General features: G+C 66.0%; 14 protein-coding genes and 2 pseudogenes. 7 read left to right on the forward strand and 9 right to left on the reverse strand.

Translation table 11 applies throughout. The annotated features are described in order from the left end of the window. Positions 1-32: 32 nt before the first annotated feature. The gene (locus QR64_RS04510; RefSeq protein ID WP_006553267.1) at positions 33-695 is read right to left on the reverse strand and encodes a M23 family metallopeptidase; all 663 of its coding nucleotides are present in this window, start codon (positions 693-695) and stop codon (positions 33-35) included. A gap of 370 nt (positions 696-1065) precedes the next feature. Beyond that, positions 1066-3075, reverse strand: coding sequence for a cytochrome c oxidase assembly protein (locus QR64_RS04520; RefSeq protein WP_039584340.1), 2010 nt, complete (start codon positions 3073-3075; stop codon positions 1066-1068). A gap of 210 nt (positions 3076-3285) precedes the next feature. Between QR64_RS04520 and QR64_RS04525 the strand changes: the two genes are divergently transcribed. After that, positions 3286-4209: a cation diffusion facilitator family transporter gene (locus QR64_RS04525; RefSeq protein WP_039584342.1), complete on the forward strand. Its 924-nt coding sequence runs from the start codon at positions 3286-3288 to the stop codon at positions 4207-4209. Positions 4210-4215: 6 nt separating this feature from the next. Here the strand turns inward: QR64_RS04525 and QR64_RS27550 are convergent. Next, positions 4216-4530, reverse strand: a pseudogene (locus tag QR64_RS27550) (arsenic resistance protein); the annotation flags it as partial. A gap of 74 nt (positions 4531-4604) precedes the next feature. Between QR64_RS27550 and QR64_RS04530 the strand changes: the two are divergent. Together QR64_RS04530 and QR64_RS04535 are read left to right on the forward strand one after the other, a co-directional pair. Then, positions 4605-5081 (forward strand): HAD-IC family P-type ATPase, encoded by a 477-nt coding sequence (locus QR64_RS04530; RefSeq protein WP_081263501.1) that lies wholly within the window; start codon positions 4605-4607, stop codon positions 5079-5081. A 182-nt stretch (positions 5082-5263) separates the two neighbouring features. Then, positions 5264-5464, forward strand: coding sequence for a hypothetical protein (locus QR64_RS04535; RefSeq protein WP_006553262.1), 201 nt, complete (start codon positions 5264-5266; stop codon positions 5462-5464). Positions 5465-5594: 130 nt separating this feature from the next. Here the strand turns inward: QR64_RS04535 and QR64_RS04540 are convergent, their stop codons facing one another. After that, positions 5595-6608: a hypothetical protein gene (locus QR64_RS04540; protein WP_039584475.1), complete on the reverse strand. Its 1014-nt coding sequence runs from the start codon at positions 6606-6608 to the stop codon at positions 5595-5597. 5 nt (positions 6609-6613) lie between these two features. After that, a complete protein-coding gene (locus QR64_RS04545) occupies positions 6614-7792 on the reverse strand; it encodes a tyrosine-type recombinase/integrase (RefSeq protein WP_039584343.1) in 1179 nt (392 codons plus the stop codon). 692 nt (positions 7793-8484) lie between these two features. On the opposite strand from QR64_RS04545, the gene QR64_RS04555 reads away from it, so the two are divergent. Then, positions 8485-9276 carry a nucleotidyltransferase domain-containing protein gene (locus QR64_RS04555; RefSeq protein ID WP_050993545.1) on the forward strand — a complete coding sequence of 264 codons (792 nt, stop codon included), beginning with the start codon at positions 8485-8487 and terminating at the stop codon, positions 9274-9276. A gap of 21 nt (positions 9277-9297) precedes the next feature. On the opposite strand, the gene QR64_RS04560 is transcribed toward QR64_RS04555, so the two are convergent. From QR64_RS04560 to QR64_RS27555, 3 genes are read right to left on the reverse strand one after another with little or no spacing between them, the layout of a single operon-like run. Then, the gene (locus QR64_RS04560; protein WP_200359006.1) at positions 9298-9555 is read right to left on the reverse strand and encodes an Atu4866 domain-containing protein; all 258 of its coding nucleotides are present in this window, start codon (positions 9553-9555) and stop codon (positions 9298-9300) included. A 23-nt stretch (positions 9556-9578) separates the two neighbouring features. Beyond that, positions 9579-10979 carry an amidohydrolase family protein gene (locus QR64_RS04565; protein WP_039584346.1) on the reverse strand — a complete coding sequence of 467 codons (1401 nt, stop codon included), beginning with the start codon at positions 10977-10979 and terminating at the stop codon, positions 9579-9581. Between the two features lie 22 nt (positions 10980-11001). Next, positions 11002-11364, reverse strand: a complete 363-nt coding sequence (locus QR64_RS27555; RefSeq protein WP_235367012.1) for an Atu4866 domain-containing protein — start codon at positions 11362-11364, stop codon at positions 11002-11004. Positions 11365-11408: 44 nt separating this feature from the next. Here QR64_RS27555 and QR64_RS27560 point away from each other — a divergent pair, with 44 nt between their 5' ends. The 3 genes and pseudogenes from QR64_RS27560 to QR64_RS04580 form a co-directional block, all read left to right on the forward strand. Then, positions 11409-11585 (forward strand): hypothetical protein, encoded by a 177-nt coding sequence (locus tag QR64_RS27560; RefSeq protein WP_235367013.1) that lies wholly within the window; start codon positions 11409-11411, stop codon positions 11583-11585. 126 nt (positions 11586-11711) lie between these two features. Further along, a complete protein-coding gene (locus QR64_RS04575; protein ID WP_039584347.1) occupies positions 11712-12536 on the forward strand; it encodes a helix-turn-helix transcriptional regulator in 825 nt (274 codons plus the stop codon). Between the two features lie 80 nt (positions 12537-12616). Next, positions 12617-12754, forward strand: a pseudogene (locus QR64_RS04580) (nitroreductase/quinone reductase family protein); the annotation flags it as partial. Between the two features lie 155 nt (positions 12755-12909). On the opposite strand, the gene QR64_RS04585 reads toward QR64_RS04580, so the two are convergent. Continuing rightward, positions 12910-13569, reverse strand: a complete 660-nt coding sequence (locus QR64_RS04585; protein ID WP_006550708.1) for a hypothetical protein — start codon at positions 13567-13569, stop codon at positions 12910-12912. Positions 13570-13620: the final 51 nt, after the last annotated feature.

Here is a 13620-nt window from a genome sequence, read left to right on the forward strand (position 1 = left end):
TCCCTCGCAGACATTCGCCGATTATCCCTTATCTATGTGCGTGCATCTGACGCGATCTGAACCCCTCGTGCGTTCAACCATGCCATGGGATCGGCCTTCTGGCCGTCCGGTCCCCACACTTCATAGTGCAGATGTGGCCCGGTCGATTGTCCCCGATTGCCCACGGTGGCGATCTGTTCCCCGGCTCGCACGCGCTGACCTGCAGAAACCAAGGCCTGATCGATGTGCCCGAACACCCCGATCGTGCCGTCGTCCTGCAGGATTCGTACCCACAGTCCGAAGCCGGAGGCGGGACCGGCCTCGAGTACCGTGCCATCGGTCACCGAGACGATCGGGGTGCCGATCGAGTTGGCGATGTCGAGCCCGTAGTGGCTCGTGCCCCAGCGGGGTCCGAAGTTCGACGTGAGCGTGCCACTGACAGGCATCAGCGTTTTCGGGCGGCGCGCCTCGGCCTCTTGCATGAGTCGGCGCTCCTCCCTGATCCGTGCCCGGTCGAGTTGATCCGCGAAGTCTGCCAGCATCGGCACCTGCACGGCCTGCAACACCTGGGGGGCCTGGGGCAGCACATCCGTAGGGGCTGAGGGTTGCGACGCGGCCTCGATCTCGTCGCTGACCGTGGGAGGGACCGAGGCGGCATGGGCGCTCGAGGTCGTTGCTGCCAGCAGCGCGCCTGCCGCTACCGACACGGCCAGCACGCGTCCGCTCGTTCCTGGGCTCGTTCGGCGATGCGCGCCTTTGCTTCGGATCGGCCTCGGGGCGAGGGCGTCCGCATGCTCGGCAAGGGCATCCCGATGCTCGATATCGAGACGTTCTGCCGGGTCCAGGACAGCCACTGTCGTCGGGAAAGCAGCGTCATCGCGACCTGCGTCGATGGGATCGGTCGGCTCGGGAACAGGCCACGCTGCAGTACTACAGTCAGAGCGGTGGGGAACGGCGAGTTGGGGCTCTGGTTTACGGTGTCGGGCCAAGATCGCATCCTCAAGAAGGCACCCGCTCGCGTGATAACGAAACGGTGACGGACACCGACACGTTACTACTATTCTGCATAGTTTCAATACCGGATCGTTACCCGGTCTCCGATTCGCGCTTGGGGTCGTGGCCGGAGGCGCCGGCGTCGGCTGCTGCCGAGGTACGAGAGTGTGGGTGCAGTCCGTTCAGCATCGCGTTGTACGCGGCCAGTTCGCGATCTCCCTCGCGGTCGACCTGGTCGTTCCGCTTCCGGGCACGCTGGTTTTCGATCGAACTCCATCGCACGAGCGCGAGCACGGTGGCCAGTAGCAGCGGTAGCTCGCCGACGGCCCACGCCAGGTTTCCACCGAGTCGCTGATTGGCAGCCAAGTCGTCGAACCAACCCAGTTGCAGTGAGGTATAGAACTCGGCGGCGATCACAAAATCCGCCATGATCAGGGCGACCAGAAAGAACGCGTAGCCGGCCAGCGCGACCGCCACTGCTCCCACGCGCGTCAACGGTCCCTGCGGCACGGGGACAGGATCGATCCCGACGGTGACCCAGAAGAAGACCAACCCCACCGCCAGCAACCACATATCGAGCACCATGCGTCCCGGGTAGGAGCCGCCGTCGTACAGTCCTCCGAGATACAACAGGTAGAAGGTGCCCACGAGCACCACCGCGGCCATCAGGGGATGGGTCACCCATCGCAGTGCGGTGCTGGCGAAAATCGCCCGCATCCAGTCGCGGGCTCCTGGAACTGCATCGCTGGGGCCGGAGCGAACCGCGCGGGCCGCCAAGGTGAGCGGAGCGCCCAGAACCAAGCACATGGGCACCACGATCGCCAGCGCTGCGGATGCGGGCAGGTGCACGCTGAACGCCGCCGGGGCGTAGCGCCCGACCCCGGAGGATGTCACCAGAAGCAACACTAGACAGCCGAGAAGCCAGGACACGGTGCGCCGGACCGGCCACGGCTGCCTCACTGCACGTAGCCTCCGCACTCCCAGCAGGTAGAGCGCTGCCAGCACGACCGCTGCGGTTCCCAGTAACAGATCGAACCGCCACTCCGTCAGCAACCTGCCCAGCGTCGGGGCACCATCGAACCCGTACCCCAAGACTTCGTCGACCAGGCTAGGTTCGCGACGTTCGCCCAATGGCGGCGGAGTACGGCCCAACGCCACCCCGAGTCCAATCGTGGCCGTCAGGACCGCAGATTCGATTACCGCCAAGCGTATGAACGTCCCCCGATTCGACGCGTCGGCGGCCAGAGCCGTGATCGCCACCGTCCGTTGGCGCCAGCCCAGCCACCCCACTACACCGAGTGCGACGACCTTGGCCAGGACCACAAGTCCGTACGGGCCGGACAGAAACTCCCGAAGCGGAACCCGCACCAGAGCATTAATTATTCCCGACACAGCCATCACCACGAATGCCACCGTCGCCAGCGCGGAGAACCGGCGTGTGGCGACATCGAGATGTCCGCCACCACGCACGGCGTGCAACACCAACGCTGCCAATCCCCCGGCCCACAGTCCGGCCGCCACCAGATGAAGTATCAGGCTGTTGGTGGCCAGATCATGCGATCCGCCCCCGGCGGAATGTCCCGTTAACGCGCGTGGCATCAGGCTCCCTACCGCCAGGACCAGTAACAGCGGTGTCCACCGGTGCTGCAGAACGAGGCGGCATCCCAGCCCCACCGCGGCAGCCAGACACGCGGTCCACAGCCAGGCGGTGGATGCCTCGATTTGCCCCACCGACTGCACGAACGGAACCGGATCGGCGAACACGGTGCTCAGTGGTTGGCCGGAGGTGTCCGACAACGACAGAGGAATCAGCACCAGCGCCGATCCTGCCCATAGCGTTGCAGCCGCGCCCGCAGTCCGCACTGCGCGGTAACCGTCGACATCGAGCAGCCCGGAACGTTGTGGTGGTACCAGCACCGCCGCCACCAGCAACGACCCGATCATCACCACCGCCGCCACTTCCCCTATCGCGGTGGCGGCCGGGAGTCCGTATCTCGTGAGCACTCCTGGATCCGGCAGTCCGAGCAACCGCAGAACCTCACTGCTCGACACGGCCGCCAGGGCGGCCGCCACCAGGGCCGCGCCTGCCGTCCAAGAGACCATCACGCCGACTGCAGCTCTACTGGTACCTGCCACGGAAAACCTCACCTCGTCCGTTGTTCGCCCGTTCCCGCCGGCCGAACCTGCAGGCGCGCGCCTCGCCGCCGAAATACTATGAAGGATAGTTGATCGTGCCGATCCAATTTTCGCGACCGCTCTATATATTCATGCGCATATGACTATATGATGTCGGTGTCTTGAGGAAGGAAAACGATGAGCCACGGACACGGACACGGCCTCTCGCCCGCCCAAGCCACCAGCGCCTCCGGCCGACACGTCCGACGGTTGTGGATCGCCGTGGCCCTGGGCCTGGTGACCTTTGTGCTCCAGGTCGTCGTCGGACTCTCCACCTCGTCGCTGGCCCTGCTCTCCGACTCCGCGCACGTGTTCACCGACGTGTTCGGCGTGTTGATGGCCGTCACCGCTATCACCGTCGCCCAGCGTGCCCGCACCCGACCGGACCGGACCTTCGGCCTGTACCGCACCGAAGTGTTCGCCGCCCTGCTCAACGCACTCCTGCTGTTCGGCGTCGCCCTCTGGATTCTCTACGAAGCCCTCCAACGACTGTCCGCCCCACCCGAAGTCCCCGGCCTGCCCGTCACCATCGTTGCCGTGGTCGGCCTCACCATCAACGTCATTTCGTTTCTCCTGTTGCGCGCCGGCGCCAAGGAGAGCATCAACGTCCGCGGGGCCTACCTCGAAGTCCTGGCCGACATGCTCGGTTCGGTCGGCGTGCTTATCAGCGGTGTGGTGACCATCGTGTTCGGCTGGCGGTACGCCGACCCGCTCATCGGTGTCGCCATCGGACTCTTCGTCCTGCCCCGGGCCTACAATCTCGGCCGACACGCGATCGGCATACTGCTCCAACAAGCCCCGAAGAGTATCGACATCACCGAGGTCAACGCCGCCCTTAATGCCCTTCCTGGAGTCCATGAATCCCACGACCTGCACGTCTGGACTCTTACCTCGGGCATGGAAGTGGCCTCTGCACATCTGGTCACCGAATCCGACGCGGACTCCACAGCCGTGCTCACAGCGGCACAAACCTTGTTGGCGGAACGCTTCGGCCTCGAACACGCCACCCTGCAGGTCGAACCCCACGACGGCGAGGGACGCTGTCGCGAACTCTCGTGGTGACCTCCACAGACCCACCAGGAGTCCCTGGGACGAACACGGCGCACGCTGCAGCTCCTTCGATCCTACGGTCACTGTCGCCGAGGCTGCGATGGCCAGTTCGAAGTTGTTGCCCGCGGCGGTGAACGCCAGGGTGGTGGTGCGCTCGTAGCCCAGACCGATCGCGGCGCCGAACAGGAACCCGCCGCCCCACATGAGGACAAAATAGGTGAGCAGAGGCAGAGCGATGCGCACGACGTCCCATGGCTGCGACGTGATCTGTTCGCCCTGGAGCGCGAATAGGAGCACGATCGTGAACAGCAACCCGTACAGCGTCCACGGCCCAGCCGGTCGACAGAGGCAGCACTCGCCAGTTCGACACGCTCTTCGGCAGCTAGACCTATTCCGAGGTCGCCGATCTGATCGCTGAGCCACTGCGCCTGCAGGCCGGGCTGCTGCCCGACGGCAAGGTCGCCGCCGTACGCGCGCTGCAGGCCGACGGAGCGAAAGTGGTCGTCGTCGGAGACGGCATCAACGACGCTCCCGCGCTGGCCGCTGCGCATGTCGGTATCGCCATGGGTGGCGCGGGATCGGATCTGACCTTGCAGACCGCCGACGCGGTCGTCGTCCGTGACGACCTCACCGCCATCCCTGCGGTGATCCACCTGGCCCGGAGGGCTCGACGCCTGGTCATCGCCAACCTCGTCATCGCCGCCTCGGTCATCGTGGTCCTGGTGACCTGGGACCTTGTCGGCACGCTGCCGCTGCCGCTGGGAGTGGCGGGTCATGAAGGCTCCACCATCCTCGTCGGTCTCAACGGACTGCGATTGCTGCGAGAGACCGAATGGCGCCGTGCTGTCCGCACAGACCGACACAGTTCCGCTGCGCACGTGTGACCTCGCCACCGTTAGTCATCTGGCCGAATCCACCTTCGACGCTCACCTGTCTCATCTGCTTCAGGTGGTCACCGATTTCGAAGAGCATGGCATCGGTTTTCCCTCGGTGACCGCATCGATACTGTGGTAACGAAGTGCTCCATCTCCGATGTCACAGAATGTACGTCTATGGAAGGCACCTGATGCTGCGCAAGTTCGTCGTCGTGACCGCTGTGACCGCCGCGCTCGGAGCGGGTTCGATGGGTACCGCTGCTGCGGACACCGCCCCACCCGTGCCTGCCCTCAACTTGTGCAAGTGGGAGCGCTTTACGCCGGAGTGCATTGCACTGTGGTTGGCGGGCGTGGCGACCGGCTCGGCGGGATCCGGTTCTGCCTTGTCCTGATCGACGGCGCTCGTTAACTGTGGCTCTGGCGCACTCCTGTGGAATGCGTCGGAGAGAATCAAGACCGACGACAACTGCACGAATGCACGGCATGCGTGCACGTCCAGCGGGCGACTCCATCAGACTCCCTTCACAGTCCCTCAAGCACCCCCATCAGGTCCTCGAGGAGCGCATCGGTGCGGGCTTCGATCTCGTCGAAGACGTCGGTGAGGTCTTCGAGGGTCTGGTGATCGCGGCGGCGGGCGGTGGTACCGCGGTCGTAGTAGCCGGCGTCGAGGTCGATCTCAGGCTCGACCCAAGCGTCGACATCGTCTTGCGGGGGAACGGGCAACACCTTCCGTACCGGAACACGTCCGGACAGGTGCGCCCGCACCAGCGCCGATACCGATTGCGGGGTCATCGTCTGCGCGTGCGGGAGGTGTCCCCAGCGGTCGATCGGACACAGCAACGGTTGCCGGGCCTGTTCCGCATCGAGCGGATCGGAGATGATCGCGGTCGGGTCGGTGAGGTGATGGCGCAATAGATGCGTGCCCGGGTACAGGTCGAGAAACGCCTGGATCTCCGCCCACCGCCGATACATCGCGGCAGCTGGGTTGTCTCCGGTCTCGGGATCCGGTCCGAGTCGGAACCTTTCGCCGGACTGGGTCGTGACCACCAGGGTGTTGCCGTCGAGGCGGAGGTCGCGGCGGCGCAATCGGGTGATGTCGACAAAGGTCATGCCGGTGGCGGCGAGGACCAGCAGCAGGGCGTCGCGGCGGCCGAACAGTCCGCTCGGCCAGCCGGTGATGGGCAACTCGGCCGCTCTCTGCACCAGCAGGCGTCCGAGCCGGTCGAGGCGCGAAGCACGGGTGGTGTCGAGGTGCCGGCGCACGGTCTCGGTGCGTCCCGGGGCGGGGTAGCCGTGCCCGGTGTGCACGGCGTTGATCGCCGATAAGCGGCGCCGCTGGGTCGCGACCGCGGCCGGGTGCTCGTGCAGGAACATGGCCAGGGTCGCGGGGCTAGCCGGAATCGGCGACCGGTCGGCGGCGGCGCACCAGTCGGCGAACAGCGCCCAGTCGTGCCGGTAGCGACTCGGGATGCGTAGGCCCAGCTCGGCATCATGAACATCGTTGCGGCGGATGTCTTCTCGTGCGGTGCTGGTCATCGCGGTCACAATCCGAGGTTGGTGACGGCGTTGCCGATGAGTGGGGCGTGTTCGCGGGCGTAGGTTTCGAGCATGGCCGGGGTGCTGTGCCCGGTCTGGCGCATGATCGCGTGCGCGCTCGCGCCGTTGCGGAAGGCCTGGGTGACGAACCCGGCCCGCAACGAATGCCCGCCCAACTGCGCGACGGTGTCGGGGTCGTAGCCGGCCTGCGCGGCGCGGCGCCGGATCACCTGGTGCACCGCCGCTCCCGACAGGGCGGTGTCGGAGAGGTTGCCGTTCTTCCGGATCGCCCGCAACCACGGCGAGGACGGCACCATCCGGGGCCGGGGTCCGCGGCACACATGCCCGTCGAACGGTTCGGCGGTGCGCAGCAGCCGGATGACAGCAGGACGGCCGCCGGTGTCGAAGGCGGCGACGACCTGCGCCCACCGCAGCCACGCACACGGCGGACAACTCGCATGACTGTGGGTGAACGGCAGGGCCCGGACACTCCCCCGCCCCTCCTGATCGGTCTTGGACTTGCGCAGGCGGATGTGCAGGCCGTCGAGCCGGTGCAGTGAGACGTCGCTGCAGGCCAAGGCGACGAGTTCGCTGCGGCGAAACGCCCCCGCGAACCCCAGCAAGAAGATGGCGGAGTCGCGGCGTTCGAGCACCTCCGCGGCCCAGCTGCCACTGTCGGCGCGCATCGTCTCGACGATGGTGACGATGTCGGCGGTGAGCAGCGGCGCCCGCGGCGTGCGGGGCCGCTCCCCCGCGGCCGCGTAATCGCGGCGGATCCCGGACAAGGTCGCGGTGACCAACTCGTCCGCCCCGGGAGCGGGGTGGCCGGCGCGGCGGTGGTGGTAGCCGATCCCGGCCACCCACCGGGCCAGCGTCGAGGGTGAGTAGGCTCGCTCCCCCGCCTCCGTCACGGTGGCGGCGGCCTCGTGGAGATAGGCGGCGACCGTCAAGGGATGCGCCGGCAACGCCGCATGCCCTTCCCGGGCGCACCAGGCGGTGAACCGGGCCCAGTCGGCGGCGTAGTTACGACGGGTCGATTCCGAGCGCGACCGCGCCGCCGCCCCGGCCACCTGCGTGAGGGTCTCGACCGACAGAGCCGGCACGGACGGCGCGGCCGGGTCCGACGAGGTCGGGACAGGCACGGAAACGTCGTCCGGGCGGCGGCTGATCAGGTCATCGGGCACGGAACGAGAGCCTACCGCCCTATCCAGACAGGTTCACAGAGGAAAACGCGCTCAGCTGGGGTTTTGAGGCAGATGGTGCGCTAATGGCAATTAGCGCACCACCACACGTGTTTGACATAAGCAGCCAAACTCCAGCGCTCATCCCCGACCCAGTCCTTCCCTCCGGAAGTAGAGCGTCTCAACTCTTCAGCCCCATCCGAACCGATCGGGCCACATCAGATACACCAAGTCATAGCCTTATGATTAAACCGATTTTCCCACAATAGTTTTCGGCACACGTGCCCTGTCATTCCTTACCAAAACGTGCGACCGAGATCAGACTGTCGATGTACTGTGCCAGATACCAAGAACTTGTTGTGTCAACCAGTAATTTGGTCGCCTCCCGGTTGCGGATCGAGGCGCTTCGGTGGCATGCTCGCGCGGCCTGTCGACACGAACCACGGTTACCGGGGTAATCCACGATCCATGGCGGTAATGAGCCGATGGAGTCTGCATACCGGTGGTGAGGTCGAGCACGGGCCGTGGATCGATCACATCGCTTCCGACCTGGCCTGCACAGGTCTGCGGACGTGGGCCATCACGGAGGAGACCGGAAAGCTCAGTGACCATACTTGGGTGGCCTGCATCGTGCGCCTCACTACGTAGAGGCATGCATCGTGTGCACGGCACGGTGTGCCGCGCATGATGGGGTGGTGCCGAATATCGATGTAGAGCCATACCTCGAAGCCGTCGTGGACACTGCCCGGGAGGTGCTCGGTGCGGAGTTCGTCGGGGCGTACGCGGCCGGGTCGCTCGCCCTGAACGCCTTCCATCCCGGCCGCAGCGACATCGACATCGCCCTGCTCTGCCGCGACCCCCTGAGCGAAACGATGAAGCGGGAGTTGATCGCTCGGCTGCGGCACAGCGCCCTGCCATGTCCGGCCCGAGGCCTGGAACTGGTGGTCTACACCATGGCTACGGCGCAGTCGGGCACCGGAGAACCGGGCTTCGAGCTCGAGTTGAACGACGGGCCGGACATGGCCTTCCGGCAGACACTTCAGCCCACAGACCGCCCGGCAGCCGACGGGACGTTCTGGTACGGACTGGACCGCAGCATCCTGCACCAGAGCGGCCGGGTGTTGGCGGGACCGCCGGCCCCGGAGACATTCGCCGAGCTGGCACCGGAGGAACTACAGAGCCTATTGGTCGACTCGCTGCGCTGGTGGATGGCGCTGCCCGGCCCAGCCGATGACCGGCCCGCACCCGGAGCCGACGACGCGGTCCTCGGAGCCTGTCGCGCGCTGGTTCGACATCGCTACGGGAAGTGGCTGTCCAAAATCGATGCCGGCCGACGGTTACTCGGGACCGGCTACCAGCCGGTCGAGGCGATCGAACAGTCCATCGCAGCACGCTCCGGTGAGCTTCCGCCTTCAGGTCGGCAAGCACGGACTTTTCAGGAAGGCGTGCTGCACGAGCTCCTGACTGCGACCGAACGGCCCGCATGACCATCGTCCGGATCGGCGCTCCTATTGCCGCGCTCTCAGGTGCCGATACATGACCATTCCCGCGTGGTACAGCACGTCGTCGCGGAACTCACCGTCGGCGGAAAAGCCGGCGTCGTCACGGTAGTAGATCATTGTTCCTTCGATCCGGTAGTCACCGGTGTAGGCAGCTTCCCGGCTGCCGCGGGCCTCGACGTATCGCCCCTCCGGCAGGAGACGCTGGCGGATGTTACCGTCGGCGGTCGCCCACAGTCCGACGAACGGGTGCTCGGCTTGTTTCATGTCCTTCACTTCCCTGGAGGTCGTCACAGTGTCGCCGCCACCCGCCCGATGATGGCGTTGCGGGAACGGATCACGGCCTCGCGTAGGGCGTCGATGTCCTCGTCGACCAGCGAACCCGCCCACTTGCGCGGGTTGCCGGCGACGAGGACGGTGTCGATGTTGCGTGCGTCGGAGCCGAGCACGAGGGTGCCGACGGCGTCGTTGAGCGGCATGTTGTTGATGTCGTCGGCGCGGACGATGAGCAGGTCGGCCTCCTTGCCCGGTGTCAGCGAACCGGTGACGTGCCCGAGCGCGTTGGCATGCGCGCCTTGCAGGGTGGCGAAGTCGAGGACGTCGCGGGTGGTGATCCGGTTGCGGGTCTCCTCCGTTCCGTATGCAGCATTGGTGGCGCGCATGCGTTGGATGGCATGCAGGGTCCGCATCTGGGTGAACATGTCGCTCGCGAGCGCGACCTCCACGTCGATGCTCAGACCCGGCCGGATCCCGACGGCGAGAGCCTCGTCCACAGCGGGCACCGCCGATTCGAGGCCGATCTGGGCGTCGGAGGTCGGGGCGAGGGAAACCGTGACACCGGCATCCCCCATCGCCGTCCACGCCTCGGGGGTCAGGCCGGTCGCATGGATCAAGGTGAGGGTCGGATCGAGGATCCCCATCCGTGCCCAGCGCAGGATCGCCTCCGACGACGGTATCCCGAAAACCGCGTCGATGCTCGTCCACACACCGAGATCACGTGCGAAAGCAGCGAGTTCGGGCCCGTAGGCGATCGCAGGTCCGGCGATCTCGTCGGTCGCCAGGGCGGCCAGCCGCACCGTGACGAGACCGTCTGCGGCGCCGTGGAAGTCGCTCACCAACCGGTTCATATCCTTGGGCCATTGACGATCCCACTCACCGAAGTGAGGACCCATCGAGGCATGCACGCCCCGAATTCCGGTGTCGATGAGCGCATTCAGTGCAGCATCGGAGTGCGCGGAAGTGCGGGAGTTGTGCGAGAAGTCGAGCATGGTGGTGATGCCCGAGTCGAGCGCGGTCAGCGCGGCGAGACGGGTACCGATGTACATGTCCTCCGGTGCGTAGTTCGGGGCGACGCCGGCCAGGGTCGACATGACATATTCGCCGAGGTCGGAAACGTCGGGAATGCTCCGGCGCAGTTGCGCTTCCCAGGCGTGACGGTGGGTGTCGACGAAACCGGGGCCGACGATCGCGCCGCGGGTGTCGACCACGAGTGCCGAGGCTGCGGCGGCACCGTGCCCGGGATCGGAGCGTAGGTCGGCGCCGATCGCGATGATCTGCGGGCCGACGAGCAGGACGTCGCCGGCATCGAGGTCCGGGATCGAGGGGTCCATGGTGACGACGGCGCCACCGGTCAGCAGGATCGGACGGTCGCTGTCGTGGGCCGCGGTGAAATCGGCGAGAGTTGTCTTCATTGTGGTGGCTTTCCGATGAGTGTCAGGCGCGGTGGAAGGTGTAACCGGCGTGCTGCAGGGTGCCGTCGACGAATTCGCCGAAGGCCCAGAATCCGAGGTCGTCGCGGTAGTCGATGCGGTCGCCGGTGATCCGATAGGAGCCCTGATATGCATGCGGGCGTCCACCGCGGGTCTCGTCGTAGCGACCGTCCGCGGTCAGGTGCTGGTGCACGAAATCCGTTTCGTCGATCCAAGTTCCGAGATGACGGTCCGATGCCACGTCCGTGGCGGTCGGAGTCTCCGTCGGGTCGTCGGCGTGGACCGATCGACCGCCCCAGAGGGCGATCTCACCGTCGACGACGACCGTGTGCGCGGCGTCGGCATCATCGATGAATCGTTGCAGCACATCTGTTTCCGAGTCGTCGCGAGACACGGACAGGATTGCGAAGGTTGCCGGACACGAGCGCCACCGAGCAGGACGTCGCCGCGGTCGAAATCGCCGATCAGGGCGTCGCCGGTGATGATCCGGGCATTGCCGAACAGGAGCGGACGATGCCCGCCGGCGTTCTCGCGGATGAGTTCGAACAATTCGGGAGTGAAGGGGATGGTCATGTGTACTCCAGATGAGGATCGGGGTGCCGGGAGATCCGGCGAGTTCCACTGTCGGGGCGGATGGGCGGCCGGAACAGGCCGGTGTGTGCCTGGGTGCACCAGGGCCTGTCTGTACCGCATCCGGGGAGCTAGCGTCGTCTCATGGTCTCCACCGAACTCGGAACCTTCCTCAAGGCGCGACGCGGGCACGTGCAGCCGTCGGATGTCGGCATCACGGCGCAGTCGGGGCGGCGGGTCTCCGGTCTGCGTCGCGAGGAAGTTGCCATGCTCGCCGGTGTCAGCGTCGACTACTACACGCGACTCGAACAGGGTCGCGAACGGAACCCGTCTCCGGCGGTTCTCAACGCCCTCGCCGGCGCACTGGCTCTCGACACCGACCTGCGCGAGCACCTGTTCCGTCTCGCCGGACTGGCTCCGACACCGCCCACTGCGGTGCGGAAGACCGTGGACGATTCACTGCGGGAGCTTCTCTCATCCTGGTCGCACACACCCGCGCTCATCATCGACCGCCGGTTGGATGTTCTCGCGTACAACGAGCTCGCCGGTGCGCTCTACAGCGGCTTCGAGCGCATCGACAATCTCGTGCGCATGACCTTCCTCGATCCCTTCGGGCGCCGCTTCTTCACCGATTGGGAGCGCGCCACGACGTCGTGCGTCGCGAATCTCCGGCTCGCTCTGGGCCACACCGGCTCGGTCGACGACGTTCGTGCCCTCGTTCTCGAGGTGCACGATGCGAGCGCGGAGTTCCGCGAACTGTGGAATCGGCACGATGTGCGGGGCAAAACACACGAGGCCAAGGAGTTCCGGCATCCTGCCGTCGGCGATCTCGTCCTCGAATACAACGCATTCGACGTTCGCAGCGCACCTGGACATCAGTTGATCGTGTACCTGGCCTCTGCCGGCTCGCCCAGTGACGACAAACTTCGGCTATTGGGATCCTTGGCGGCGACCACCGACCGCTCGTGATTCCTCGTTCCGGACCCCGTGGTCCTCTACATGATTACGGTGGTTCGTAGCCGACTGCAGTAGCCAGGAGGATTTCTCCCATGAGTTCGTCCGACAACTGGAATGCGCAGGTGATCGCCGAGTTCCGGGCCAACGGAGGCCGGGTCGGCGGCAACTTCGAGGGTGCGCCCATGGCGCTCGTGCATCATCGTGGCCGCAAGACCGGTCGAGCAGAGGTCGAGGAGAAGACGCGCGGGAAACGCACCATTCCGGTCCTCGCTCTCCGACGACGCTGACCTGCTTGCACCCCTGGAACCACCGAGATCCCGCCGACATGCGCCGGCGGGATCTCCCGTGACCGGCCACCAGGCCGGAAAGAAATTCGCACTAGGGGCTACTTACGCCCCGCCTGCCACTGCATGCCCCACCCGAACGCGCGGTCGAGGTCGGACTGGCTGCCGTCGATGTACTGCACGAGACGCTCGACGGTGATGCCCTGCCCGGTGTTCTGCAGCATCGCGATCGCGCAGATGCGCGCGCCGTTGTTCGGCGAGTCCAGGCGCACCTCGATCTGCGGACCCGACGGCGGGGTCAGCGTCACGACGCCGTCCACGGCAGCCCAGTTCGGCGCTCCTTCGTAGATCATCGCGAAGATCAGCACACGCTTGAACAGTTCGGGGCGCTCGAGGTTGACGTGCATGTTCTCGCCACCGGTGTTCGAGCCGGTGCGGTCGTCGCCGTCGAGGTGGATGTACGGCGGGGTGTTCAGCGCGCCGAAGCTGTTCCCGAGCGCCTGAATGACTCCCTTGGAACCATCGGCGAGTTCGAACAGGCAGCCGAGGTCGAGGTCCACGCCGCCGCTCGCGCCCGTGAGCTTCGCGAGGAAGCCCTTCTTCTGCTCACCGCGCGACCAGTTGAGGTTCACCCGCGTGACGCCCTGCCCGGACCCGGCCTTCGACAGGCTCACGGTCGGGGATTCCTTGGTGAGGTTGATCTTGCTCAGGTTGACGCCGCCTGCGTTCTGTTCGGGCTTCTTGTTGTAGTCGATGGCCATGTCGAGCCTTTCGTCGGATTGCTGCGCGGATGCGCACGGGGTACGGAAAAG

Source organism: Rhodococcus sp. Chr-9 (assembly GCF_000801125.1).
GTDB classification, from domain to species: Bacteria; Actinomycetota; Actinomycetes; order Mycobacteriales; family Mycobacteriaceae; genus Rhodococcus; species Rhodococcus pyridinivorans.

Coding starts and splice junctions, on each gene's coding strand:
- QR64_RS04520 (WP_039584340.1), bottom strand. CDS start 3,075: ATGGTCTCTTGGACGGCAGGCGCGGCCCTGGTGGCGGCCGCCCTGGCG.
- QR64_RS04525 (WP_039584342.1), top strand. CDS start 3,286: ATGAGCCACGGACACGGACACGGCCTCTCGCCCGCCCAAGCCACCAGC.
- QR64_RS04560 (WP_200359006.1), bottom strand. CDS start 9,555: ATGAAACAAGCCGAGCACCCGTTCGTCGGACTGTGGGCGACCGCCGAC.
- QR64_RS04565 (WP_039584346.1), bottom strand. CDS start 10,979: ATGAAGACAACTCTCGCCGATTTCACCGCGGCCCACGACAGCGACCGT.
- QR64_RS04535 (WP_006553262.1), top strand. CDS start 5,264: ATGCTGCGCAAGTTCGTCGTCGTGACCGCTGTGACCGCCGCGCTCGGA.
- QR64_RS04540 (WP_039584475.1), bottom strand. CDS start 6,608: ATGACCAGCACCGCACGAGAAGACATCCGCCGCAACGATGTTCATGAT.
- QR64_RS04585 (WP_006550708.1), bottom strand. CDS start 13,569: ATGGCCATCGACTACAACAAGAAGCCCGAACAGAACGCAGGCGGCGTC.
- QR64_RS04575 (WP_039584347.1), top strand. CDS start 11,712: ATGGTCTCCACCGAACTCGGAACCTTCCTCAAGGCGCGACGCGGGCAC.